Origin of the sequence: Pseudarthrobacter sp. NamB4, assembly GCF_005796185.1 — a bacterium.
In the GTDB taxonomy this organism is placed as follows: domain Bacteria; phylum Actinomycetota; class Actinomycetes; order Actinomycetales; family Micrococcaceae; genus Arthrobacter.
On the sequence record NZ_VAHM01000004.1, the window covers coordinates 18,728 to 42,999 of the forward strand.

22 protein-coding genes are annotated in these 24,272 nt (G+C 61.3%); 14 read left to right on the forward strand and 8 right to left on the reverse strand.

Annotated elements, in window-relative coordinates; all coding sequences use genetic code 11:
* The first annotated feature begins 301 nt into the window (after positions 1–301).
* The 4 genes from FDW81_RS04545 to FDW81_RS04560 all read left to right on the forward strand — a co-directional run bounded on the left by FDW81_RS04545 (position 302) and on the right by FDW81_RS04560 (position 5,530).
* Positions 302–1,501, forward strand: a complete 1,200-nt coding sequence (locus FDW81_RS04545) for a glycosyltransferase family 4 protein (RefSeq protein ID WP_171027105.1) — start codon at positions 302–304, stop codon at positions 1,499–1,501.
* On the forward strand, positions 1,498–3,312 hold the full coding sequence (locus FDW81_RS04550) for an ABC transporter ATP-binding protein (protein WP_138132988.1): 1,815 nt from the start codon (positions 1,498–1,500) through the stop codon (positions 3,310–3,312). The genes FDW81_RS04545 and FDW81_RS04550 overlap by 4 nt, the downstream gene beginning before the upstream one ends.
* 269 nt (positions 3,313–3,581) lie before the next feature.
* Positions 3,582–4,574: a glycosyltransferase gene (locus tag FDW81_RS04555; protein WP_370278738.1), complete on the forward strand. Its 993-nt coding sequence runs from the start codon at positions 3,582–3,584 to the stop codon at positions 4,572–4,574.
* Positions 4,574–5,530 (forward strand): glycosyltransferase family 2 protein, encoded by a 957-nt coding sequence (locus tag FDW81_RS04560; protein ID WP_138132990.1) that lies wholly within the window; start codon positions 4,574–4,576, stop codon positions 5,528–5,530. The genes FDW81_RS04555 and FDW81_RS04560 overlap by 1 nt, the downstream gene beginning before the upstream one ends.
* A 242-nt stretch (positions 5,531–5,772) precedes the next feature.
* Here the strand turns inward: FDW81_RS04560 and FDW81_RS04565 are convergent, their stop codons facing one another.
* Together FDW81_RS04565 and FDW81_RS04570 are read right to left on the reverse strand one after the other, a co-directional pair.
* Complete coding sequence (locus FDW81_RS04565; protein WP_138132991.1) at positions 5,773–6,873, reverse strand: glycosyltransferase; 1,101 nt, start codon at positions 6,871–6,873, stop codon at positions 5,773–5,775.
* Positions 6,874–6,898: 25 nt separating this feature from the next.
* Positions 6,899–7,888: a GDP-mannose 4,6-dehydratase gene (locus tag FDW81_RS04570; protein WP_138132992.1), complete on the reverse strand. Its 990-nt coding sequence runs from the start codon at positions 7,886–7,888 to the stop codon at positions 6,899–6,901.
* 143 nt (positions 7,889–8,031) lie between these two features.
* Between FDW81_RS04570 and galE the strand changes: the two genes are divergently transcribed.
* A complete protein-coding gene (gene galE, locus FDW81_RS04575; RefSeq protein WP_138132993.1) occupies positions 8,032–9,051 on the forward strand; it encodes a UDP-glucose 4-epimerase GalE in 1,020 nt (339 codons plus the stop codon).
* A 790-nt stretch (positions 9,052–9,841) separates the two neighbouring features.
* Here the strand turns inward: galE and FDW81_RS04580 are convergent.
* Positions 9,842–10,060, reverse strand: coding sequence for a hypothetical protein (locus FDW81_RS04580; RefSeq protein ID WP_138132994.1), 219 nt, complete (start codon positions 10,058–10,060; stop codon positions 9,842–9,844).
* 488 nt (positions 10,061–10,548) lie between these two features.
* A complete protein-coding gene (locus FDW81_RS04585) occupies positions 10,549–10,959 on the reverse strand; it encodes a hypothetical protein (RefSeq protein WP_138132995.1) in 411 nt (136 codons plus the stop codon).
* 1,071 nt (positions 10,960–12,030) lie between these two features.
* Between FDW81_RS04585 and FDW81_RS04590 the strand changes: the two genes are divergently transcribed.
* The 5 genes from FDW81_RS04590 (at position 12,031) to FDW81_RS04610 (ending at position 16,581) form a co-directional block, all read left to right on the forward strand.
* On the forward strand, positions 12,031–13,263 hold the full coding sequence (locus tag FDW81_RS04590; protein ID WP_240719939.1) for a MinD/ParA family protein: 1,233 nt from the start codon (positions 12,031–12,033) through the stop codon (positions 13,261–13,263).
* Between the two features lie 207 nt (positions 13,264–13,470).
* On the forward strand, positions 13,471–14,097 hold the full coding sequence (locus FDW81_RS04595; protein WP_138132997.1) for a TasA family protein: 627 nt from the start codon (positions 13,471–13,473) through the stop codon (positions 14,095–14,097).
* Between the two features lie 39 nt (positions 14,098–14,136).
* Positions 14,137–14,748: a signal peptidase I gene (locus tag FDW81_RS04600; protein ID WP_240719941.1), complete on the forward strand. Its 612-nt coding sequence runs from the start codon at positions 14,137–14,139 to the stop codon at positions 14,746–14,748.
* A 121-nt stretch (positions 14,749–14,869) separates the two neighbouring features.
* Positions 14,870–15,262, forward strand: a complete 393-nt coding sequence (locus tag FDW81_RS04605) for a hypothetical protein (protein WP_171027107.1) — start codon at positions 14,870–14,872, stop codon at positions 15,260–15,262.
* Between the two features lie 488 nt (positions 15,263–15,750).
* Positions 15,751–16,581: a response regulator transcription factor gene (locus FDW81_RS04610; RefSeq protein ID WP_370278741.1), complete on the forward strand. Its 831-nt coding sequence runs from the start codon at positions 15,751–15,753 to the stop codon at positions 16,579–16,581.
* Here the strand turns inward: FDW81_RS04610 and FDW81_RS04615 are convergent.
* The 3 genes from FDW81_RS04615 to FDW81_RS04625 all read right to left on the reverse strand — a co-directional run bounded on the left by FDW81_RS04615 (position 16,578) and on the right by FDW81_RS04625 (position 19,189).
* Entirely contained in the window at positions 16,578–16,958 is a 381-nt protein-coding gene (locus tag FDW81_RS04615) for a response regulator transcription factor (RefSeq protein WP_138133001.1), read from the reverse strand. The two genes, FDW81_RS04610 and FDW81_RS04615, sit on opposite strands and share 4 nt — an antisense overlap.
* Before the next feature lie 8 nt (positions 16,959–16,966).
* The gene (locus tag FDW81_RS04620; RefSeq protein ID WP_138133002.1) at positions 16,967–17,674 is read right to left on the reverse strand and encodes a hypothetical protein; all 708 of its coding nucleotides are present in this window, start codon (positions 17,672–17,674) and stop codon (positions 16,967–16,969) included.
* 90 nt (positions 17,675–17,764) lie between these two features.
* A complete protein-coding gene (locus FDW81_RS04625) occupies positions 17,765–19,189 on the reverse strand; it encodes a glycosyltransferase (RefSeq protein ID WP_205754597.1) in 1,425 nt (474 codons plus the stop codon).
* A gap of 184 nt (positions 19,190–19,373) precedes the next feature.
* Here FDW81_RS04625 and FDW81_RS04630 point away from each other — a divergent pair, with 184 nt between their 5' ends.
* Complete coding sequence (locus tag FDW81_RS04630; RefSeq protein WP_138133004.1) at positions 19,374–19,595, forward strand: hypothetical protein; 222 nt, start codon at positions 19,374–19,376, stop codon at positions 19,593–19,595.
* Between the two features lie 4 nt (positions 19,596–19,599).
* On the opposite strand, the gene FDW81_RS04635 is transcribed toward FDW81_RS04630, so the two are convergent.
* Positions 19,600–20,064 (reverse strand): Lrp/AsnC family transcriptional regulator, encoded by a 465-nt coding sequence (locus FDW81_RS04635; protein ID WP_138133005.1) that lies wholly within the window; start codon positions 20,062–20,064, stop codon positions 19,600–19,602.
* A 160-nt stretch (positions 20,065–20,224) separates the two neighbouring features.
* Between FDW81_RS04635 and FDW81_RS04640 the strand changes: the two genes are divergently transcribed.
* The 3 genes from FDW81_RS04640 to FDW81_RS04650 are packed head-to-tail and all read left to right on the forward strand — an operon-like array spanning position 20,225 to position 24,107.
* Positions 20,225–21,448: a thiamine pyrophosphate-dependent dehydrogenase E1 component subunit alpha gene (locus FDW81_RS04640; protein WP_138133006.1), complete on the forward strand. Its 1,224-nt coding sequence runs from the start codon at positions 20,225–20,227 to the stop codon at positions 21,446–21,448.
* Positions 21,445–22,572, forward strand: a complete 1,128-nt coding sequence (locus FDW81_RS04645; RefSeq protein ID WP_138133007.1) for an alpha-ketoacid dehydrogenase subunit beta — start codon at positions 21,445–21,447, stop codon at positions 22,570–22,572. Before FDW81_RS04640 ends, FDW81_RS04645 begins: the two co-directional genes overlap by 4 nt.
* 2 nt (positions 22,573–22,574) lie before the next feature.
* Complete coding sequence (locus tag FDW81_RS04650) at positions 22,575–24,107, forward strand: dihydrolipoamide acetyltransferase family protein (RefSeq protein ID WP_138133008.1); 1,533 nt, start codon at positions 22,575–22,577, stop codon at positions 24,105–24,107.
* Positions 24,108–24,272 lie beyond the last annotated feature (165 nt).

The window sequence follows — 24,272 nt, forward strand, 5'->3', positions numbered from 1 at the left end:
CGTAGTTACCCGGGAACGAAGGGGCCAAGCGAGGTCTGGCAAACCTCGAGAACAATCCGGTGCTTCCCTCAACAGGTTAGGTTCAGGGAGCGGGGGCTGCGAGCATGAGGGGGTATATCGAGGAAGACCGAATTGCCTTGGTGCTTCCCTTAAATGATCCTGCCGGGATGGCTGCTGTCATCCAGAGAGCGTTTGGGAACCCCCGCTTACCGAAGGAGCTTGGAAGGAACGCACGGCAGGCAGCTATAAACCGTTTCTCCTGCCACGGCATATGGGACGTAATCGTGGCCGAGGTGCTGGCTTGAGGGAGGAGGAAGTGGGCGTCAATTGCGGCGAGAGGGTGATCAGTGTATCCGAGGCCCCACTACGACTCGCCTTCCTGACTCCGTGGAGGGTAGATGACCCGGCGGCCTGGTCTGGTGTTGTCATGCACATGCACGCGGCACTGTCCGAAAGGGCATGCACACAGGTAATTGAAACCGGTCATCTAAAGGCATCGATTTTTGACCGGGGCGCTGCCAAGATCTTGGGCCAATTCTCGTCGAAGCAGTACCTCACGGGGCACGCATTGGCGACAAGCCTCAAGGTGGGCAAGTACGTAACGGAGACGGTGAGGGGGTCAGGAGCGGACGTTGTCTTGGCGGTGGCAGCCTCGCAGGAAATTGCCTTCGCAAAGATTCAGCAGCCAGTGGTCCACGTCACGGACGCAACCTTCGCTGCAATGCTGGATTACTATCCGTTGTTCACCCGGCTGCACCCGATGTCCATCTGGCAGGGGAAGCGGATGTCAAGACGCGCCCAGACGAAGTCAACGGCGTTCTCCGTCGCGACGCACTGGGCGAAGAACTCCCTGGTTTCTGACTACGGTCTGCCAGCAGCAGACTGCGAGGTTGTCCCCTTCGGCCCCAGGGTGGAACCCGTTCCGGGCCCACGCAGTCGGGCCGGAGTGGGATTGCGTGTACTGGTCGTTGCCAGCGATTGGCGGCGCAAGGGGGGCGATAAGGCCCTCAAAGCAGTGGGGGCAGTGCGGCTAAAATTTCCGCAGACTACGCTCACGGTGGTTGGGAACGCGCCTCTCTTGCCGGATTGGGTAAAAAGCCTCGGACGAGTGCCAGCCGACCAAATGGCCGGACTGTATGCCGAGCACGACGTTCTTTTAGAACTTGCGGACGCCAACGCCGGCGGCGTCACGTTGACAGACGCACACGCGTTTGGCTTGCCGGTTATAGCGACAGATACAGGCGGCGTCTGCTCCATAGTCGCTCATGGCGAGAGCGGAATCCTTATCAGCCCCGGGGAAAACGCGCTCGGTGAGGCTATTGCTGCCCTTATCTCTGTTCAAAACCCTCGTCTCCGCTTGTCACTAGCGGCCGGCGCCCGCAAGAGGCACAACGATTTGCTCAACTGGAACCACTGGGCGGATGCGACTCTGCGGATTTGTGAAAATCTGAGGTACCGAGCAGCTACCCGAATTTCGTCTGAAATTGATAGAAAACCATGAATAAACCAATTGCAGGGGACCCTTTGATCGCTGACCTGAAAATTGTGCGCCGACTAATTCGCCGGCCGATGCGGGGCTGGACCGTGTGGGCAGTTTTGGGCTCCTGCTTTATCGCCGGACTTGACATGCTGGGTGTAGCGGCGACGCTCCCGCTGATGCAGCTTGTTACCGGCGCCGACCCGTCTCAAGGAGTACTAGGCTATGTTGCGGACCTGCTGGGAACCAAGGACGAGCAGGCCCTGATTCTGGCAGTTGCAGTCGCCGTCGGTCTTGCCTTTGCGCTCAAAAGCCTGGCCACCGTCGCATTCCGTTGGTGGCTGTTGGGCCACACCACCAAGCTTGAAGCGGAAGCGGCAACTGAGCTCCTGCGCCGGTACTTGTTGGCCCCGTATTGGGCCCACCGTGAGCGGGAAGTTTCGGTCATTCACCGAAACCTCGCTTCCGCCGTAGGACAGACTTTCGGCCAAGTGTTCCTCGGCCTGATGAGCCTCCTCTCCGACGCCCTCACGCTGGCCGCAATCCTAGTTGTCCTCCTGATCGTGTCCCCGCTGGTGACGCTCTTCGCCATTGTCGTGTTCGGACTGCTCGGTTGGGCTATCCAGAAGAATTTGAAGAAGCGCCACTTGAAGATCGGGCGTGCCATCGCAAAGTCGGACCTCGATGCCTGGACCGCCTTGATGCCTGGCCTCAACGGCTTTCGTGAAGCACGTCTGTCATCCACTGCTGAGGTGTTCGTCGACCGTTTCGGGCGGGCAAAGGCCGATCGGGCACACACCAACAGGCTGGCCTCGCTTATGGCTGAGATTCCGAAATACATCCTTGAGATGGGTTTCGTCCTCGGCATCGCCAGCATCGCCCTCATTCTTTTCACCACCGGCACCAAGGAATTCGCCCTGGCCGTCCTTGGTGTTTTTGCCGCTGCTGCAGTCCGCCTGCTGCCGACCATGAACAGGGTTGTTTCAACCATCGGCGGTATACGTGCAGGGCGAGTGGGCATGCGGATCCTTGCTGAGGAAGTCGAACGCCTGGATAAAGACGGATACCACATCGAGTCAAGGCCATCGTCAAAATGCTTCTCCGGCGACATTGAACTGGACCAGGTCACGTACCGGTTCCGGGACTCGGGCACTGACGTGCTGCGGGGCGTGAGCACTACGATAGTCCGCGGGCAAACGACCGCATTCGTAGGGTCCAGCGGAGCCGGGAAGAGCACATTGCTGGACATCATTTTGGGGCTGCTGGAGCCGACCTCGGGCACCGTCAGATCAGGGGGTGAGAACATCTTCGACGACCTGCCCAGCTGGTATTCAGGACTCGGAGTGGTGCCACAGGATGTCTTTCTCCTTGATGACAGCCTTAAAGGCAATATTGCCTTTGGCGAGGACCCTCGGGACATTGACCCAGCCCGGCTCCTGAACGCAATCGAACTTGCACAGCTGGCGCCCCTTGTTCAAGACATGCCTGAGGGCCTGTCCACAAGGCTGGGCGAGCGGGGAGTGAGGCTGTCCGGGGGGCAACGCCAGCGCGTCGGGATCGCCCGTGCCCTGTACCGGCAGCCATCAATACTGGTGCTGGACGAGGCCACAGCTGCGCTGGACAACGTCACTGAACGAAAGATCTCAAACACCATAGAGTCCCTTAGCGGTACGATGACGATCATTCTGGTGGCGCACAGACTCTCAACGGTGAAGAACGCCGACAAAGTCGTGTTCATGTCCAACGGCCGAATTGAGGCGGAAGGAAGCTTCACTGAAGTCCAGGGCCGGAGTGCGGAGTTCGCTCACCTCGTGGCACTCGGAAAGCTCGGATGAGCGTGGGGGCCGTGAATAAGTCGACTGGCCGTTCTAAGGCGATGGTCATGATTACCGCAGTGTTGCCATGCGCAAAGCCGGATAACGCCGGTGGCCGGTATGTGCAGTGGGTTGTACAAGCGGCAGCGAAATATTATGAAGTCTTCGCTATAGCCCCGGATGGCCCTGTCTCCCATCGTGCAATGGAAGCCGGAGGCGTGCCACGGCATAAACTATTCGGAGGATCTCCGCCGGCATCTGCCGCTGCCTGGGACCAGGCCGTTGTGCGCATGCTCGGTATCGCAGCGCCGGTGCTCCCGCCTTGGCGCTTCCTGGCGGGACTCCTTCGTGATCAGGGGACACTGGATGCAATCCGCCGCGCCGACGTCATCGACCTCCAGTGGGAGGAATACGGTGTCCTCATCCCGTTCCTACGGCGGTTAAACCCCGGAGCGCAGATTGTGTGCACCTTCCATGACGTGCTGTCCCAGCGCTATCGTCGGGCTTCCGAGGCGGCCACCTCCTTCGCTCCCCGCGTGAGGTGGGCGTGGGCGGCGGCGCTCGCCCGGAGGTCGGAACGCAAGATGCTCCGTCAGGCGGACAAGATCGTTGTGCTGAGCCAAAAGGATGCGGGCCTGCTTCCTCCAGGCACGGCCGAGGTGCACGTGATCACACCACCCCTGGCGGTGGGCATGGGGGAAATTGACCGTTCGGCCCCGGTCGCCGGTGAGGTGCTTTTCGTAGGCTTTCTTGCCAGATGGGAAAACGAGGAGGGCCTTCTGTGGTTTCTTTCGGCCGTCTGGCCGCGCATCAAGACGGCGGTGCCTGCCGCCCGTCTCCAGGTGGCAGGCCTGGGCATCCGTTCCACAGTTTCCGAGGCAGCACGGGAAGCGGGCGTCGAGCTTCTAGGTTTTGTGCCTGACCTTGAGCCGCTCTATGAGCGGGCATCCGTCGTGGTGGTTCCCGTTCGACTTGGCGCAGGCGTCAAATTCAAAGTCGTAGACGCCCTGGTGGCTGGAGTTCCGGTGGTGACGACCACGGTGGGGGCGGAAGGCATCGGGGATCGCTCCTGGTTCGCGGGAATGCACGACGACGCAGAGGAGTTCGCGAACGCTGTTCTTCGCGTACTCCGAGAACCGGCCGGGGCCGGTTGTCATAGCGCGGAAGTCCGAGAAGAGGCTCTCCGGGTCTACGGGTGGGAACAATTCGACGATGCTATGTTCCACGTTTACGGCTCCTTGCTCCTTGAAAGTACAAAGAAGCCGGAGAAAGGTGCTCTGTGATGCCTGACAGCCCGAAGGTCGTTTTTAGCCGAAGCCGCGTCCTTGGCGAACCGATTGATGTGAGCGTCGTCATACCGGTCTACAACGGAGCCTCCACCTTGGCTGAAGAATTAGTTGCCCTGGCACAGCAGAAAACGCGCCAGCCTTTTGAAGTAGTCATTTCCGATAACGGCTCTACAGACAACAGCGTTGAGGTGGCGATTCGGGCAGCACATCAATTTGCCGCCTTCACCGTTGTCGATTCGGGGCAGGTCCAAGGGGTTTCACATGCACGGAATGAGGGTGCCCGGGCTTCCCGGGGCAGCAAGGTACTTATATGCGACGCGGACGACGTCGTGTCCCCGAGCTGGGTCGAGTCATTTGCCAACGGGTTGGACCGCTACGACGCGGTGGGCGGGGCAGTTCGCCTAGATAGGCTGAACCCGACTGAAATCGTGGCAAACCAGCTCTCGATAACGTCTGGACTAGGCAACATCTTCGGATTTTTGCCCTATGCCATCGGTAGTTGCATGGGGGTTAGGCGGCAGGTCCTTCTGGCTTTGGGGGGCTTTGATTCTTCATATAAAAGAGGTCATGAGGAAGCTGATTTCGCTTGGCGGCTCCAGCTCGCGGGCTACTCCTTGGGCTGGTGCCCCGACGCCATTGTGGATTATCGTCAGCGACCAGACAGCTATGGCGCTGCCCGCCAAAACTTCTATTACGCGAAATCTTCCATGCTCTTATGGTGCAGATACTCCTCCAACCATCCACTCGGCCCAATTTCTTTTCGTGGAAGTCTCAGGAGCCTCCTTCGCCACATGCTGAAGTCCTACAAATTGATCCTTGCAAGCACCCGGCGTGATCACGCACGGGCTCTTGGCTGGGCAATGGGGGTCGTCGCAGGTCATGTGGATTACAGGCTTCTACGACGCGCGCCTCAGGCATGCCTCATGGACCCCGAAGCGCAACAGAACTAAGTGTTTGAAGGAAGTACTAGTGGCGTATAAGGATCTCTTAGAATCGGACTATGCGAGGCACCTTCCCCCCTTTGCAGATGATCCAAGGCGGTAATTTTTTCATTGGAATAGTTCCCCCCCTATGTATATGACCCTGCGAATACTCCGATGGCAGGTGAATCAAGATTTGCCAGCGGCAAGCCTTGCCGTCTCGAGTCCGCCCCACCTTCTCCGACCACGCGTAACTTGAGTATCGTTTGATTTTATGAATCGACCCAAGTCTTTATCGCGTTATGAAAAACGAACCGGTCGAACTTTCCCGTTTGCTGACGGCAATCTTCTGCCGTTATTGACGCCAATGCGTCTCCAGCCGATCTCATCTCCGACCGTGAAAAACGCTCCAGGAGAAGACCGGAAACACCGTCGCTGACCGACTCGGCGGCGCCTCCAACGGCGTTTGCTATGACGGGTGTTCCGGTTGCGTTCGCCTCTACTGGCATAATCCCGAAGTCCTCAACGGGAGGAAAGACGAAGGCCCAAGCTTTCGCATACAACTCACGGAGCAGCGGCTGCGACGGCCGGACCACGAACTGGACCGGAACGCCTGTCGATTCTGACAACTCGCGCAGCGCGGACTCCTGAGGTCCGGAACCGGCCAGTACGACAGGAACCTGATTCGCCTCTCCGAAGGCAAGGACCAGATCGAGCCTCTTGTAGGGGACGAAGCGGGAAGCCCCAAGGACAAATGTGTCCGGCAGCGAGTCCAGCAGGTCACGTTCAGCTGCTGTAAGGAACTCGGCTTTGCTCGTCCTGTAGTAATCAACGTCAACTGGCGGGTGGATGACCTCGCAGTCCCGCAGCCAGGCGCTTTGAATCCTCTCGCGCACGTAATTGCTCACGGCGGCGATGGATGTAGCTTCTTTCGCCCGCGCGCGGTCGATGGCTTGCAGGGGCTTGGAAACCGCCCGTGCTGCCGCTGAATTGCCCCGGTCGTCCAGTTCGGGGTTCCACACATACCGCGCCGGGGTATAGGCATAAACGTATTTTGGTATTGCAGGGCCGGGACCAGCGAGTTTCGCGTGATGCGAAAACAGATGCGAACTGCAGATCATCCAATCAGGACGTTCCGGAACATTGAGGGACCGCCAGGTTGGCAGGGTGAAGGGAAGGGCTAGGCTCTTACGCCGACGAAGGGGCGTTTTGGATAGCCACGATTCGGTGACGTTCCGTCCCGCAAACCGTTCCGGGTAGTCGTCCCACAGGCATGCAATGGCCGCGTCCGGGAAGATCGCGGCTAACTCTTCGGCGACCTTCTCGGCACCGCCGTATTGCTCGATCCATTCATGAACAATCAATCCGGGCAAGCGGATATCCTCTCCGTAGTCCGGCTCAGGCTAGATGTTTCTGGTTGGCCAGGTCGTGTTCCACCATCATCGAGATAAGGCTTCTAAAGTCCACTTGCGGTTTCCAGCCCAAGACTGCCTGGGCTTTACTGGCGTCGCCGATGAGCGATTCCACTTCGGCCGGGCGAATCAACGCTGAATCCTGAGTTACATAACCGGACCAGTCGGAGATACCGACGGCGGCAAAGGCTACGTCCAGCAGGTCACGGATGGAGCGTGATTCGCCGGTGGCGATGACGTAATCGTCAGGTTCAGGCTGTTGGAGCATCCGCCACATGGCATCCACGTAATCACCCGCAAACCCCCAGTCCCTCCGGGCATCGAGGTTTCCCAACGCCACGGTTTCCTGCAGTCCGAGTTTTATCCGCGCAACCGCCAAGGTGATTTTGCGGGTAACGAACTCCGGTCCGCGCCGGGGGGATTCATGATTGAACAAAATGCCGCTGGACGCATGCATTCCGTATGACTCCCGATAATTGATGGTCATATGGTGGCCGTAAGCCTTCGCCACGCCGTAGGGGGAGCGGGGCCAGAGCAAGGTCCGCTCTGTCTGCGGCACTTCCTGGGCCTTGCCGTACATTTCGGACGAGGACGCTTGATAAAAGCGCACCTTCCTGACATCGCTTCCTGCATAAAGCCTCGTGGCCTCGAGCATGTTTAAGACACCTATAGCGGTCACATCACTGGTCAGGGCGGCGTTCTCCCAGGAGTAGCCAACGAATGAAATGGCACCCAGGTTATACACCTCGTCCGGTTGAGCAATGCTGAGGACACGGATGAGGCTGGAGACGTCGGTCAGGTCGCCGGTCAACACCCGAACCTGGGGGATGACACGGTGAAGGAGCTCCCGCTTTGGGTTGCTCTGGCCCCTTACCAGCCCAAAGACGATGTAACCTTTGCGGAGCAGGAGTTCGGCGAGATAGAGCCCGTCCTGGCCGGTGATCCCAGTGATGAGCGCCCGCTTAGGGGTATCCATACGGTGCATATCCATCGATTTCGCTCCCCAGCCAAATTCGGAATTGATGGGTTTCTGTTTCCCAGTTTCACTCTACTCGCTGACGTTGGATAACAGCCAAAAGTGTCTCGGGCTCGGCCAATTTCGAGGATAGAGTGGAACGCATGAAGGTACTGGTCACTGGGGGTGCCGGTTACATCGGCTCACATACCTCGCTTTGTTTGCTTGAAGCGGGACATGAAGTGGTTGTCATCGACAGCCTCGTAAATTCGCAGTTGGAGTCACTTCACCGCGTACAACAGCTTTCTGGCAGGAATATTGACTTCCACAGGGTGGATTTGCTCGATGCACCGGCTGTGGAAGCGGTTGTTGCGGGAGCCGGACTCGACGCCGTCATACATTTTGCCGGTCTTAAAGCCGTTGGCGAATCGGTGGAAAAACCGCTCATGTATTACCAAAACAACATTGTGGGAACCCTCAACCTGTTGCATGCGATGGACAGGGAAGGCGTGCGCACACTCGTCTTCAGCTCCTCCGCCACGGTGTATGGAGCGTCAGAGGAAGTACCGCTGACGGAAAAAGCGCCATTGGACGCCACTAATCCATACGGCAGGACCAAGGAGCAGATCGAGGACATACTGTCCGACCTCAGCTCCGCGGATTCCCGCTGGAGCATCGCCCTCCTGCGCTACTTCAACCCGGTGGGAGCCCACGAATCCGGCCTGATCGGGGAAGACCCCCGTGGTGTTCCCAATAATTTGCTGCCTTTTGTCGCGCAGGTAGCGGTAGGCCGGCGCGAGAAGGTGCTCGTCTACGGCAATGACTATCCGACGCCGGACGGTACCGGAGTGCGAGATTACATTCACGTCATGGATCTGGCAGCCGGCCACCTGGCCGCCTTGGATTTCCTGAAGTCTACGGCAGGCACCTTCCGATGGAATCTGGGAACGGGGCGCGGCTCTTCCGTGCTGGAAGTCATTCAGGCTTTTTCTCAAGCCGCCGGATGCGCCATACCTTTCGATTTCGCTGCCCGGCGCCCTGGGGATGCAGCTCTGAGCTATGCCGACCCCTCGTCCGCACTCGCAGACCTGGGTTGGTCTGCCCTGCGGGACCTCGCCCGGATGTGCCAGGACCACTGGCGATGGCAGAGGGATAACCCCTTTGGCTACGGTGAGCCGAACTGACCGATCCGCCCAATCTCCCGCCTACCATGCTTTCAAGTCCTCCAACCAGGAAAACCTGCCTGTCCAGGCGACCGCTATGGACTGCAGCTGATCGAATATACATACAGTCTCGCAGGTGAAAGGAGCCACATCTTGCTCCAGAAGGTTGCATTGAAGCTGCGAACATAAGCACAATGTGACGGACTTCGGGATAGCATGCACTAAGAGTTCTGGCTCGCCTTGAGGGTGGCGTAAACCACTGGCTTGAGGCTAGGCCTTGGTACTCACTAAATCTGGGCGTTTTTACCGACTGCCAAACCAATCCAGCCGTTTCGAGTCAGTTCCAAAATGATGTTTCTGTCGCGGTCTCTAAACCACGGTGCGGCCTCCGATTCGCTTTCGAGCAGGACTTCAGCCGATGCCACGAGAGTGGTGGCAGCGCCAGCATGGCCGCCCTTTCCGCAGTTGGCAGGTGGGCAGCTTACACAACGTGTTGCTGACCAGCGCTGGAGTCTGCGCGTGCCGTAGCCTGGTTTCAGGTTTCCATGCCGAGCTCGCCGCCCTGGCCGCAGCGTTGCTTTAGTTGGCCGGGGGCGGTAGCATCGCCGATTTTTGCAGTTCTCGTGGATCCACGAACAGGAGAGTGTTGCCGTCCACTTCATAGGAACTCCTTGCGGCGTGACTGGAACGGTTACAGAGTTACTTCCATTGGGCGTGCAGCCCTGCTCTGCCTGCTGAACTGTCTCCTTCCACCGCGGGCCATGCGCGTTCCATTCGTCCCCTGGGGCATCCGCGGCCACTGCAGCAATCATCAGTGCCACCGCCCTATCCCTGCCGTTCGCTTGGCCGTGCCGGCAATAATCGCCGATGGAGTCAGCAACAGGAGTGCTTGGCCGATCAGTGTGGCTGGTAGCAGCGCGTACCGCGAGGCCAGCCCCAGACTTCCCTCCGCTGAGAGCGCGATGACTTCGAGTGGTGCGAATAGGAGCGCTGCACACAGGATTCCCATGGCCACAACAATCATCATCACGACAAGAGCCTTGGTCGACAACGGCGCTTTTCTCCATGAGGCAACGACGACAGCCAGGGGCAGCAAGAGGCCGAGTAACACGAGGTATGGCCCAACCAAATTGACTGCAACCTGTGCGCCGTTTTGCCCGACGACCGCCTCAACCGGCCCCCGCACTAGCCCTTGGGCGAAGAATTCCGTTGGCTTGTTAGCAAGAAATGCTCAATCCGCTGCTCGGGCTTGGGAGTTCATCAGTAAGAAGTGAAGAGCGCCGGCAGCAATATAAACCCCGGGCACGAGACGCCCCCAGCCAGGCAGAACACAGAACCTCCACGCGGCAAGCGGCAATAGCAGCAAAGCTAGAGGATCGGACAGTGCGGCCACAGCGGCCAGTAGAGCGACTGCGGACGCGGACCATGGCTTCCTGAAATTTCCAAGCAGCAGAAGTAGCGCTGCGAGGTCAGCAAACCATCGCATGTTTGTAACATTTCCGAGCACCTCATGCTGGCCTACGCCATGGAAAAAACGACGACGGCGGCCGCAAGCGCCCACTTCCAGGACCTCGCATAGGGCAGGAAGACTGTAAGGGCCAGAATGGCGACGATGCCCCGGAACGCGGCAGCAGAAATCCCGATGCAGCCAGCGAACATGTTGGCTGGCAGCGAACCGGCGCAAACTCCCGTAATGAGGCGTGGACCCACATGGAGGTAACCCGTGTGTGTCTTTAGTAGGCCACCCCATCCGTCGTTGAGGAAATCAGTAAGGAAAATAAGCCCGTCTTCCTTATAGACATGCTCAAGCGTCCAACCCGTTATTCGGGGTAAACACAAGAAAATTGTGCCCGCTAAGATGACGCCAAAGGCTGCTATTTTTGCCGACTTGTCACGAGGCAAACGGCTCGCAAGAGGTAATACTGTCATAGGTTTCCCCACCAATCGCCCCTATTTACATTGCTCACGTTACTAGCTGGTTAGGGAAGATCTCCAAAGTGAGAAAGACTGTTGCGAGGTTGGCTGGCTGCTCAAGCGAGTGGCTAGGAATACTCCCTGTCTGTGCCATTTCCAGTGCCGTCGCTCGCGCCCGCGCCTTCGCCCACGGCCCTCCCGAAATTAACGCTGGAGCCTGTCCGGAACCCTGCGCCGGAACCAACAGCCGTGCCGTCTGCGACTCGGACCGGTCTGCCGAGGATGTGCTGCTCAAACCGAACACGCTCACCCAAAACAGCGGGCATGACATGAGCACCGTCAACAGGTAGCCCACCCAAGCAAAAGCAGGTAGACAGCACTCTGTTCTGGGCCTTCGGTGTCTGATTAAGGTCACGACATGGCGAGTGTGCATTTGCCTCCGGTGGCTGCCCTGAGACGTCTCTTGTCCGCCCGCGGAGGTGCAGGGCGAACATGGCCGAACGGTGCGGACCGGCGCGTTTGTACAACCTGTCAGTCGCCTCTTGCTGGCGATGGCATCTCCAGACGAGGACTCTGCGGAGACTGTTCGCGGGACAAGGACCTGGAAAAATTCGGTCCCAGACTCGGCTCGTATCCGTGCTGACAAAACGGCCCGCAACTTCTCCCATGATTTCTCCCACGGCGATTTCCGAACTCCTGGCAACATGGCAACACTTATGGACACGAGCGGGTGATGGCTCTGGAGCTGAGCGGCAAGCCATGCCATACATTGATATCAATCCCCACAAAGGCCGGCCCAAGTGGCAGGGCTACGCCTTCCTTGCCCTCCTACTGATCCTCACGGCAGCCGTGGTGAGCGCTGCCCTCACCTACGTCTGACCGGTCCCGGTGCCCGACCCCCTAGACTTACTGTTTGAACCAGTGCCGCAGAACATTCTGCCGAAACGTCCTGGGGGGACAGACATGCCCGATCCGGCGGATCAGAACGCAAGCGCCCATGCAGAGGATGCAGGGCAGCCGCAGCGGCGCCGACGCCGCGACCTTCGTCGCGACGACGGCGAGTTGACGGATGCCCGGACAGGAACCATGCCAGCCGTAACACCAAGCCCTTCCAGCCAGTCCGACGCCGGAAAGCCGGTAACGCGCCGGACCTCGTGGGCGGAGGCGGCCGCCGCAGCCGATGCGACAAAGCCTGCCGAGCGCGTTCCGGCGCCCACCCGGGCGCCCGCCTCTGCCCCGGTCCCGCAGCAGGCTGCTCGAGACACCATTACCTCCACGCCCGGTACGCCTGATGCGGACTTGCCGCCAGCGCCGTCGCTCGAGCCTGCTGAAACTCCCGCCTCCCGCCGGACCAGGCCCACCACAGCAGATGTTATCGCCGACACCCCCATGCCGGACTTCATCAGTTCGCCCGGGCTGTTTGTGAAGGAGCAGAAACCGCGGCCCGTGGGCGGCGTCCGTGGCGTCATCTACAGCATGACGCGCGGGGCCTGGAACCTGGGCCCGGGCCCGAAGCAGCGCCAGGAAGAAGAACTGGCGCGTCGCATCTCCCGCCAGCTGCAGGGCAGTTACAACACCGCCGTGCTGAGCCTCAAGGGCGGCATCGGCAAGACCTCCACCACCGTGGGCGTTGGCCTGACCCTGGCGGAGTACCGCGGCGACGCGCCCTGCGCCATTGACGCGAACCCGGACTCGGGGGACCTTGTGGAGCGCGCCCTGGGGGAGGGCATTTACCAGCAGTCCAGCCCGCGCACCATCACGGACCTGCTGCGGAACATCGACTCCATCAATTCCCTCACCGGCCTGGCCCGCTACATGCACCACGCGGGCCGTCTGCACCTCATTGCAGGGGAGCAGGACCCGGAGGTCTCGGATTCCCTAACGGCAGAGGAATACCTCCGGATCCGCAAGCTCATCTCCGCGTATTACTCTGTGGCCCTCACCGACTGCGGCACCGGGGTTACCCACAACGCGATGAGCGGGATCCTTCAATCCGCGGACAACCTGGTGATCGCGGCCGGCTATGCGGTGAGCGGCGCCAAGCGTGCCCGCAGCACCCTGCACTGGTTGGCCAGCCACGGTTACGAGGACCTGGCCCGTAACGCCGTCGTGGTGATCACGGACAAGGACGAAGTGTCTTCCCGCGTGGACAAGGATGCCATCGAGGAACACCTGGCCGGCATTTGCCGTGAGCTCATCTCTGTTCCGCATGACCGCGGCGTGGCCGACGGCGACCTGGTGACCTTGGACGTACTCAAGCCGGAAACCCGACGGGCATACAAGGAAATTGCTGCCGCGATCGTGGACGGGTATCGGTAGAGCCCTTTGCGTTGCCTCGCCCGAGGCATGTGTTTGTAAGACCAACCCCTGAGCGTGCGAAGACGTGTGAATTACTGCGCCATTCTTGAGCCGATATGGGGCTGCTTTTTGAGGAAAGGCCGGAATAGTCATTGCGTGAGGCCAACGGGCCTGTACCAGGAATTTCGGCCGGCCCACTGGGGGTAGGCCCTTCGAAAGGAACGTCAAATGGGCATCAGCATGAAAACCACATCGGGCAAAGTCCTGGCCTCCGTCGCACTGTTGGGCGCCGCCGCCGCCGTCGCCGGGCTTGGAACCTATGGTGCCTTCACCTCCACAACGGAGGCGGACCAGAAGGTAACCGCTGGCAGCGTGAAGATCGACCTCGGTACAGGGGCTTCCAACACGTTGACCACGGCAGTCACTGACATGCTGCCCGGTGACAGCGTGGCAAAGTTCGTGACGCTGACCAACTCCGGGAGCTCAGCCTTGAACAACGTCACCTTGACTACCACAGCCACTGAGCCTTCAGCCCTCACCACTAACACCACGACCGGACTGAAGCTGAAGATTGATCGCTGCCCCGAAGCATGGGTCGCTGGCGCTACTGCCGGGACTTTTATCTGCAACAGCCTGGCCAACACTGAAATTCTCACCGCGAAACCAATCATCACGACGACTAATGGCGGCGACGTTCTCAACGGCCTGTCTTCTCTCGCGGCCGGCAAAACGGACTACCTCAAGATCACCACCAGCTTCCCGGCGGCGGCTGTTCAGACCGATTTCGCCGGCAGCCCGACGAGCACCATAAAGTTCAGCTTCACCGCTACCCAGCGCAGCGAAGTCACGCAGTAGCCAAGCCGGGCTTCGACCATTGGCAATGGAGAACAGTCCGTGACCGACGCAGAGGAACCGACCCGGGCTGCGGCCCGGGCGGTCCCACAACCCGCCGTTCCCATCCGTCGACTTGCAAAGGGCATCGCCACGGCGTTTTTCGTCCTCGCCGTGGCCGTTTTCCTGCTGCTGGCCATCGGGCCCCGGCTGATGGGTTATCAGACGTCAACCATGCTTACCGGGTCTATGTCTCCGCTGATCAACCCGGGTGATGTTGTGGTTACTGTCCCGGTTCCCGTGGGGGAGGTGAAGGTTGGCGACATCATCACCTACCACATCCCGGTGGAGGACCACCGGGTGGAAACCCATCGCGTTATCGACGTCGGGACTACTTCCGACGGAAGCATCACTGTCCAAACCAAGGGTGACGCCAATAATGGCAAGGACCCGTGGATCGCAACGCTCCGCGGCGAGACAGTGGACCGGCACGTTGCCACTATTTCCTACCTCGGAACCGTCATCCGGACCCTGCGCCAGCCCCTGCTCATGAACACCCTGATGTATGGCGCCCCCGCCGTCCTGGTCGTTGGTACGCTGTTCTCCATTTGGCGAAGAGACCCGGAGGCTGCGGTGGAAGCTGCGACGGAAGAGCGGGCACCCGCCCATATTTGAACCGGCAGGTCCGGGCCGCCGCCTGGAGCGAAAGTTCGAAGTACACCTGGGAGGAAAAGACACCGTGTTTCACGTCCGCACCCTGCGTGTCCTGGCTACCTGCGTCGCCGCTACTCTGGCTATGAGCGCTGCCCCGTCAACCGCCTTGGCCCAATTCACTGACACTAAAGCATCTTCCACCCTGTACACGACGGGCCCGGGCACTCCGGCCGCAGCTGACGTCACCATGGTTTGCACCAACACGCTGTTGGGAATCCTGGGGTGGAGCAACGTGGTCACTGTCAACGAGTTCAGCCCAGTAGCGCGGGCCACGTCGTACGAAATCCGCATATTCGACGCTGCAAACCAACTGCGGGCCCAGGCTGACTCGCTCGAGCAGCTGTCCATACATTCAGCGGCCAAGCCGGACACCTGGCGCTACGAACTGCGCGCCAAGTACGCCGTTCCCGCGAACCCCTCCAACGTATGGTCCGGGAAGCCACTTCTCGGGCCGTTGACGTGCGCAGGCGGGTAACGGCCGAAAAATCCTTCTTGCCACGCACTCCTGGAATTTACAGCTGTGCAGTTTTCAGCGGATGCAAAAGACCCGCCGACAGCTTCGTTGATGTCGGCGGATATTGGTGTGCCGGCGACGGCTGGGGGCCAGGCTTTTGGTCTCATGAAAAGCCTTACGTCGCCGCCACAGTATGTGGGCCCGACCATCATGGCCAGGTATGAGCGCTCGTAGCCTGTTGTACCGGATTGACCGCCGCGAGCGCTGCTGCTTCAGCTTATTTCGACACGTCGATTAGGGAACGAGTAGCCGGTACCTGTTTCTGTTGCCGGTGGAGCGCTGCAGTACTTGGAAAGCGCCCGCTAGTACTCGACTGCATTCGTGCTGCTGGGAACCGCCACTTTCACGTGTCAAGAATTACTCAAGAGTTTCCACGGCCCCATTTTGGCCTGAGGTAGCGGTGTTAGCCTGCTCCAAGGCCCGAATATGGCACGGAGAGGGGGCTCTTGGTGGAAGCACGCGCAGTTGTCATTATTGAAGATGATGTGGATATCCGGGAGGTCCTGGCAACGGTATTCGGTCAAGGAGGATTTCGGGTTCATACTTTCGCCTCCGGGGCCGAAGGAGTAAAAGGTGTTAGGGAATACTGCCCGCTGGTGGTAATTCTCGATGTGGGTCTGCCCGACATCGACGGATATGAGGTTGCACGCCAGCTGCGTTTGTTCAGTAACACCTACGTTCTGATGTTGACTGCCCGCAGCCAGGAAACGGACGTCCTGTTGGGCTTGGAGGCAGGTGCTGATGATTACGTCAGCAAGCCGTTCCGGCCCAGGGAGGTGAGGTACAGGGTGGAGGCGTTGCTGCGCAGGCCGCGGATACGCAGCGACACCGTGAGCCTGACGGATTCGCCCCTGGAACCGGAAACTGTGGCTACCCGCGGGACGGCGGAAGCAGCCGGGCCGGCCACGGTAACGGCGCATCGTAGTATGCAGCTCTATCAACATAACGGGCTCCGTTTGAACTTGAGGACCAGGACTGCGGAAGTGGACGGCGCGGAGGTGCGGCTCACCGGTTCTGAATTTGAGTTGCTGCACACCCTGCTGCGGACCGGCCGCACGGTCCATGCAAAGGAGGACCTGGCCTTGGTCCTTGGCCGTGGGAACGTTGGTCAAAATGGGTTTGGACGGGAATCCGATGAGCAGGTAGTACAAGTCCATATCGCTAACCTCCGTAAAAAACTTGGGGATTCCCCCGCAGACCCACGGTGGGTGGAGACTGTTCACGGGTTCGGCTACCGGCTCGCGGCGAGCCGGGACTCCCCGGTGGCCGCTGAGGCCTAATCTGGCGGCGTCACTGGCCTGCGCAGCAACGCTTCGGCATGGGCTTGCAGAATCCTGGGCCGGAACGGCTTGACCAGGAAATCATCGGCACCGGCGGAAAGGCTCATCTCAATAGCGCGGATGTTGTCATTGGCGCTGATGACTATGATCGGGGCGTCACTGAAGGTTCGGACCTTGCGGATAAGTTCCAGGCTGTCAAAGCCCGGAAGGTCCATATCGGTGGTGATGAGCGACGGTTTAGTGGTGAGTGCCGCCTGCACACCCGCGGGTCCGGTGGCCGCCGCGTGGACCATGAAGCCGCTTTTCCGGAGGATGGTGCTGATCAGAAGGTTGATGTCCGGGTCGTCCTCGATGACCACCGCGGCGGGGGTTTTCATGAGCGCGCTTACTGCGGGGCGGAGGTGGGGGACGGGACCGGGGTAGCCGGTGCGGAGTAGCCGATGGTGAGGGAATCCATCACGGTCTGGCGGGTGAAGACGCCGGTGAAGGGGCCCGTTTCGGTGAGCAAATCGAAGGTGAAGACAATCCTGGTGCTGTCCGCACCCGGGTGGCCGGGCACGACGACGGCAGAGGAGTACGAGTTCGGGTCGCCGATCGCGAAGTCACCGGTGTCATTGGCCAGGACAGCGTTCAGGGCATCAACCCGGGCGTTGAACCTGGTGATTTTGATAATCCTGTCATCGGCGGAACCCACCACTTTGGCGCTGAGCTGGATGATGGGGGAACTTTCGGCGGACCATGTGGCGGTGTTCTCGGTGGTCCAGTAGTCAACGATGAGGTGGTTTCCGGCAGCCCCAAGGCTGTGGGAGGTGGAACCGTCGGCCAGGTCGTTGGGAATTACCTTCACCGGGACAGGTTCTGGAACCGGCGCCGGTGCCGGAGCTGGAGCCGGCGGCGGAGTGGGTTCCGCTTCCGGCGCAGGAGTGACAGCCGCCGCCTGTTCTACGGCCGGGGCGGGCGCACCGGTAGGGCCGGGCAGCCCGGGGACGGAGCATCCGGAGACAGCCAGCACGGTGGCCAGGGAGAGGGCAGGAAGTGCGTGGGTGATCCAGACTCGATGGGCGGTCGGGGCGGCGTGGCGGGGGTTGGTCATGGTCTTTGTTCCTTTTATCAGTCAAGGGGTTGGGGGCAGGGCGTTCCAGGGCGACGCCGTTGTCGCGGCCGGAACAGGACGGGCAGGGTGTCAGACGTGGAAGCCGCGGTGGCCGCGCAAGGCCTTGCGGAGCATAAAGACCGTCTGAACCATGGTGGTGATGTACAGGATGGGCCAACCGATGGAAAGGATTGCCGAGCGCAGGTCCACGGACATCTGCAACCAGGCGAAAACAACGCCACCGGAAATAACGGCCAGGACGATGGCCGGCATCAGGTATGCGGATCCGGCACCCCGTTCCGCCCGGGCCTGTGCGGCCCAGTTGTCGGTTTGGGCGCTCGTGAAGAATTTGGTCCAGGCCCTGACAAAGTGACCCATCCGCAGCCACAGGTAGAGCTCGGCAGGCAGGGCCAGCAGTGCAAAAGCGATGTCGCGGCCGGTCTTGCCTTTGATGGACATCGCTATCCGGAGGTTCAGGATCACCGCCACGAACGGGGGGATCAGCCAGACGGGGTAGAACACGTAGGCGTTGATGCTGAGTGAGGCGGCCAGGAGCATCAGGAAGGAGATACGGGTAAGGATGTTGAAGACCATGGATACGTTCTCGCTCCACCGCAGCCTGAGGTTCGGGTGCAGGGGCTGGCCGGGAGTGTTGCTGCGTTGGCCCGGCCACATCAGGTCGATGGCCCCGTAGTTCCACTTAACCTGCTGTCCGTCCAGGGACCGCAGCGTGGTCATCCCGCCTACTGATGCGCGTGCGTGGGCGGAAATTTTGGTGGCGTAGCCGAGGTTCTTAATCTGCAGGGACAGCAGGGAATCTTCAACCTCGGAGTCCTTGACCCAGGGGGTGGACTGGCGGTTGTCCACCATGACGTTCTTCAGCGCATCCATGGACAGGAGCGAGCACTGCCCGCCCAGGACGGCCATGTTCCGGCCACGCAGCAGGTTGTCCATGTTGAACGCTGCAAATTGGGCCCGCTGGCCGGCAGTGAGAAACTTGGCGGTCCAACCCTTTTTCTCCAGCTCGGCGACAGTGTAGATTGCGGAGATTCCGCCGATGCGTGGATCACTGATAATTTCTTTTTCCAGATGTTCCACCGCGTACTGGTCCACCACCGTGTCCCCGTCCACGCCAAGGAAGTAGTCAAAGTCATCGCAAACCTGGGCAAACCCGTAGTTCAGTGCACCGACCTTCTTGTCCTTGTTCGTGCCGATGTCATGGACGAACACTTCAGTGCGCTGGGTGGTGTCACGGTAGGTGCGTTCGTGGGGGCCGGCGAATTCACGGGCCACAAAAAACGTCTCATCGTCCGAGTTGTTGATCACGACGTGGATAACATCCGGCAGCCGGGTCTGGTCCAACAGCGAGGTCAAGACCTCCGCGATCGTCTCTTCCTCGTTGTAAGCGGGGATGACGCACGCGATGCCTGCCCGTGCTGTGGGCTGTTCCTGGTCAGGGGTGCGGACGACGGAAAGGTAGGTAGGTTCTGTTGCTTTTTCGGATGTGATGGTCACAGGTTGCCTCCAGCAGCTCTCGTCTGAACGGATGCCACACAGTCTGGAAAACCGCGCTCAAGGACCAGTACCAAAACCTATGAACGGAACCAAAGACTTCGCTGAAGATGTTCCTTACCGGCCATTAAGAAAGCCTTTAGAGCACGGGCCGGCGTCGAATTTCTGGACTCGATGGCAAAGTCGCGTGAAGACTTTCGACGATGAGCAGGTCAAGGGTCCGTTCCGACGGTTCCGGCACATCCATGAGTTCAATCAGGATTCCGGCGGCACCACCATGGTTGATCGCATCGAGTTCGCAGCACCGTTCGGCCTCATCGGACGCCTGGTCGAGAAACTGGTGCTGGCCGGCTACCTCCGGAGGCTCATTGAAGCGCGTAACCGATACCTTGCCGGGGATCTCAGTTGAACAATCAGCGCGTGTCCAGGTCCTCGAACACCAGGAACGTCTGCGTGTCCAGTACTCCGGGCATGGTCTGGAGCTGGTCGAAGATGACCCGGCGCAGGTCGATGTTGTCCACGGCGCGCACCAGCAGGATCACGTCGAAGTCGCCGCCCACCAGGGCCACGTGGTGCACTTCCGGTATGGCTGCCAATAAATCGCGCAGCTCCCGCCAGGAATCCTGCTTCAGCTTCAAGGTCACGTAGGCCGAGGAGCGGAGCCCGGCCTTGATCGGGTCAACCAGCGCAGTGAACCGGGTCAAAATCCCTTCAGAGGTAAGCCGGCCGATCCGGGTGTACGCGTGCGCCCGGGAGATATGGACGTTTTCTGCCACCTGCGTCACGGACATCCGGCCGTCCCGGGTCAGCTCCGAAATAATCCTCCGGTCGATCTCATCCAGCAGAACAGGTTCCGTGGCCGCATCCCTCGTTGCCAATTTGTCTACGCACCTTGTCAGTAAGCTGGCTCACATTTGCAATTCGTCTTCCAGTCTAGGCACAACCGGACAGCTTCTCCACGATTCCTCAAGATGCTGGATACGAAACCTGCTGCGGGCAGATACTGGGAAGGAATAGTGGCAACAGAAGGACGGAACAATGACGATCTCCGCGAACCACGCCGCACCGCACCAGGCCGGCACCGCCCCGCATGAGGACGCGCTCACCGAAGCGGTCAAGAAGTTCGGCATTACCGCCGAGGACTACATGCTCCCGGCCCGGCACCAGATCCAGATGGTGGCCCCGGACGGCCGGCTCATCCCGGAAGGTGAGCAGGGCACCGAACCCGGCCACGAATACCCCCTGCCAGGCGATGAGGAACTGCTGGCAGCGTACGAACAGCTCGTCGTCGGCCGCCGCGTCAACGATCAGAACTCCGCACTCGTCCGGCAGGGCCGCATGGCCGTGTACCCGTCCAGCCACGGCCAGGAGGCCTGCCAGGTGGCGGCCGCCCTGTGCCTCGCGGACGGCGACTGGATGTTCCCCACCTACCGCGACGCCGTGGCCGTGATGACCCGCGGCGTTGACCCCGTCCAGGTGATGACCATCTTCCGCGGCGACTGGCACGGCGGATTCGATCCCCTCAAACACAAGGTGGGCATCCAGTGCACCCCGCTGACCACCCAGCTCCTCCACGCCGTGGGCGTGGCCCACGCCGCCAAGCTCCGCGGCGAGGACACCGTGGTGCTGGCCATGTGCGGCGACGGCGCCACCAGCGAAGGCGACTTCCACGAGGCCCTGAACTTCGCCGCCGTCTTCCACCTGCCCGTCATCTTCTTCGTCCAGAACAACAAGTACGCCATCTCGGTGCCGCTGGCACACCAGTCCGTGGCGCCGTCGCTCGCGCACAAGGCCGTGGGCTACGGCATGGCCGGCGAACGCGTGGACGGCAACGACGTCGTCGCGCTCCTCGCAGTCCTGGACCGCGGCGTGAAACTGGCCCGGGAAGGCTCCGGCCCCCTGCTGGTGGAGGCCAACACCTACCGCATGCAGGCCCACACCAATGCCGACGACGACACGCGCTACCGCGAGAGCGCGGAAGTTGCCGAGTGGCGGGCCAAGGACCCGGTGAACCGGATGCGCACCTACCTGAGCGACCGCGGCCTGCTCGACGACGCCGCCGAGGCCCGGATCCTTGCGAAGGCCGAGGACGTTGCCGCCCAGCTGCGCGAAGGACTCAGCGAGGACGTGCCCGTGGACCCGCAGGAACTCTTCCGCCACGTCTTCGCCCGGACCACGCCGCAGCTCAAGGAACAGTCCGCCATGCTCGCCGACGAACTCGCCCGCGACGCAGCAGCATCATCACAGGAGGCCGGCAAGTGAGCCCCACCATCACCACCTCATCCGAGGCCAACGGCAACGTTTCTGCTGCCACCGCCCGGGCCGCCGCGTCTGCCGCAGCATCGGCCGAAGCTGTCGGCCCGCAGCCGGTCACCATGGCCAAGGCCCTCAACACAGCCCTGGCCGACGCCATGCACGCCGACTCCTCCGTCCTGGTGTTCGGCGAGGACGTAGGCACGCTGGGCGGCGTCTTCCGCATCACCGACGGGCTCACCAAGACCTTCGGCGAGCAGCGCTGCTTCGACACCCCGCTGGCCGAGTCCGGCATCGTGGGCATGGCAGTGGGCATGGCCATCAACGGCATGCGCCCGGTGATCGAGATGCAGTTCGACGCGTTCGCCTACCCGGCGTTCGAGCAGATTGTCAGCCACGTGGCCAAGATGCACAACCGCACCAAGGGCGCCGTGAAGTTGCCCATGGTGATCCGGATCCCCTACGGCGGCGGCATCGGGGGAGTGGAGCACCACTGCGACTCCTCCGAGTCCTACTACGCCCACACCGCCGGCCTGAAGGTCTACACCCCCGCCGCCGTGGCCGACGGCTACCGGATGCTCCGCGAGGCCATCGACTCGGACGATCCCGTCGTCTTCATGGAGCCCAAGAAGCTGTACTGGTCCAAGGACCCGGTGGACCTGGGTGAGCTGCGGCGCGTTCATGAGGAAGGGCTTGGGGCGGAAGGCACGACGGCGGGACTTGGCTCTGAGGGGCGCGCCGCCGTCGCGCGTCCCGGCACCGACGCCACACTGATTGCCTACGGCCCCTCGGTCCCCACCGCGCTCGCCGCTGCCGAAGCGGCTGCTGCGGAAGGACGGTCTTTGGAGGTCATCGACGTGCGCACCATTGTCCCGTTCGACGACGCCACTGTTTGTGAGTCCGTGCGGAAGACCGGCCGGGCCGTGGTGATCGCCGAGGCCCACGGGTTCGCATCCGTCTCCTCCGAGATCGTGGCCCGGGTGCAGGAGCGCTGCTTCCACTACCTGGCCGCCCCCATTCGCCGCGTCACCGGATTCGACATCCCGTACCCGGCACCCAAGCTTGAGAAGTACTACCTGCCCGGCGTGGACCGCATCCTCGACGCCGTCGACGACCTTCAGTGGGAGAACTGACCATGAGTGAAACGCGTGTGTTTTTGTTGCCGGACCTGGGCGAGGGGCTCACCGAAGCCGAACTCGTGTCCTGGCACGTTGCCGTTGGTGACGAGATCACCGTTGACCAGCCGATCGCCGAGGTGGAGACCGCCAAGTCCGCGGTGGAGGTGCCGTCCCCTTACGCCGGGATCGTTGAGGAACTGCACGGGCAGCCGGGGGAGACCCTGGACGTGGGGAAGCCGCTGATCTCGGTGCGGCCGATCTGGGCTGGGCCTGCTTCTGTGGCTGCCGAAACTTCGGACGTTCCCGGGCCTGCCGAACCTGAAACCACCCCTGCCGAGAACGAACTGGGCGAACCGGCCGAACCTGAGGCGGAGCCCGTTGGTGCTCCTGCCGCCGCCCAGAGTTACCGCGAGGAAGAAAAAGCCGGCTCGGGCAACGTGCTGATTGGTTACGGCACTCCGGGCGGCCATGGCGTTGCCCGCCGTACCCGGGCGCGGAAAGTGCCGGCGGCAGGGTCTGTGGACACCCTTCCCTTGGAGGACGGGGCGGCCGACGGCGGCCCTGTACCGGATGCCGACGTGGACCTCTCGCTCCTCCGCACGCGCGTCCCCGGCAAGCTCGGTGCAGTGATCTCACCCCTGGTGCGGCGGATGGCCCGCGAGCATGGCGTGGACCTCGGCGAGCTGCACGGTTCCGGCGAGAGCGGACTGATCATGCGCCGGGACGTTGAAGCGGCCCTGCGGACAACTGCTCCGTCAGCACCATCAGTGCCGGAGACCGCAGAAGCACCGGAACCCGCGGCACCCCGGGAACAGCCAGCGGCGGACGTTGATGCCCGCACCGGCCTGGGCATCGCGGCCCGGACACCGGTCAGGGGAGTGCGCAAGGCGGTTGCGGTCAACATGTCCCGCAGCCGGTCGGAAATTCCCGAGGCGACGGTATGGGTGGACGTGGACGCCACCGCGCTGCTCGAGCTCCGCGAGGGGCTCAAGGGCGGTGACGCCCAGGCACCCGGCCTGCTCGCGTTCATCGCGCGCTTTGTCACGGCGGGCCTGAAGAAGTACCCGGAGCTGAACACACGGATCGAAACCGCGGACGACGGGTCGCAGGAGATCGTCTCGTTCGACGGGATCAACCTCGGGATTGCCGCCCAGACGGACAGAGGACTAGTGGTGCCCTCGGTCCGGTCGGCTGAAAAGCTGAGCGCCCGCGAACTGGACGCGGAGATCCGCCGGCTTGCCGACGTCGCACGCCAAGGCAAGGCAACCCCCACGGAACTCGGCAGCGGCACCTTCACCCTCAACAACTACGGGGTGTTCGGCGTGGACGGGTCGGCGGCGATCATCAACCACCCGGAGGTGGCCATCCTGGGCGTGGGCCGGATTATCGACAAGCCGTGGGTGGTGAACGGCGAGCTGGCAGTCCGAAGGGTCACTGAGCTGACGCTCACCTTCGACCATCGGGTCTGTGACGGCGGTACAGCAGCCGGTTTCCTCCGCTTTGTGGCCGACGCCATCGAAAACCCAACCACTCTCCTCGCAGACCTCTAACCCCCACCCCGCGCACCCCGCCGACGCTCTCTCACTTAACGTCGGCTCAATTCAAACCCTCTCTCAGTTGATGTGGGTTTTACTCAAACCCTCTCTCACTCGATGTCGGGACCGAACCCCTCGGGACGGTGAGGTGTACGACGGCGGCCCTGCGCCGCCGTCGTA

Excerpts from the sequence above, each read along its gene's own strand:
- FDW81_RS04550 (WP_138132988.1), top strand. The coding sequence starts at position 1,498 with ATGAATAAACCAATTGCAGGGGACCCTTTGATCGCTGACCTGAAAATT.
- FDW81_RS04555 (WP_370278738.1), top strand. The coding sequence starts at position 3,582 with ATGCTCGGTATCGCAGCGCCGGTGCTCCCGCCTTGGCGCTTCCTGGCG.
- FDW81_RS04560 (WP_138132990.1), top strand. The coding sequence starts at position 4,574 with ATGCCTGACAGCCCGAAGGTCGTTTTTAGCCGAAGCCGCGTCCTTGGC.
- FDW81_RS04570 (WP_138132992.1), bottom strand. The coding sequence starts at position 7,888 with ATGGATACCCCTAAGCGGGCGCTCATCACTGGGATCACCGGCCAGGAC.
- galE (WP_138132993.1), top strand. The coding sequence starts at position 8,032 with ATGAAGGTACTGGTCACTGGGGGTGCCGGTTACATCGGCTCACATACC.
- FDW81_RS04585 (WP_138132995.1), bottom strand. The coding sequence starts at position 10,959 with ATGACAGTATTACCTCTTGCGAGCCGTTTGCCTCGTGACAAGTCGGCA.
- FDW81_RS04590 (WP_240719939.1), top strand. The coding sequence starts at position 12,031 with ATGCCAGCCGTAACACCAAGCCCTTCCAGCCAGTCCGACGCCGGAAAG.
- FDW81_RS04595 (WP_138132997.1), top strand. The coding sequence starts at position 13,471 with ATGGGCATCAGCATGAAAACCACATCGGGCAAAGTCCTGGCCTCCGTC.
- FDW81_RS04605 (WP_171027107.1), top strand. The coding sequence starts at position 14,870 with ATGAGCGCTGCCCCGTCAACCGCCTTGGCCCAATTCACTGACACTAAA.
- FDW81_RS04615 (WP_138133001.1), bottom strand. The coding sequence starts at position 16,958 with ATGAAAACCCCCGCCGCGGTGGTCATCGAGGACGACCCGGACATCAAC.
- FDW81_RS04620 (WP_138133002.1), bottom strand. The coding sequence starts at position 17,674 with ATGACCAACCCCCGCCACGCCGCCCCGACCGCCCATCGAGTCTGGATC.
- FDW81_RS04640 (WP_138133006.1), top strand. The coding sequence starts at position 20,225 with ATGACGATCTCCGCGAACCACGCCGCACCGCACCAGGCCGGCACCGCC.
- FDW81_RS04650 (WP_138133008.1), top strand. The coding sequence starts at position 22,575 with ATGAGTGAAACGCGTGTGTTTTTGTTGCCGGACCTGGGCGAGGGGCTC.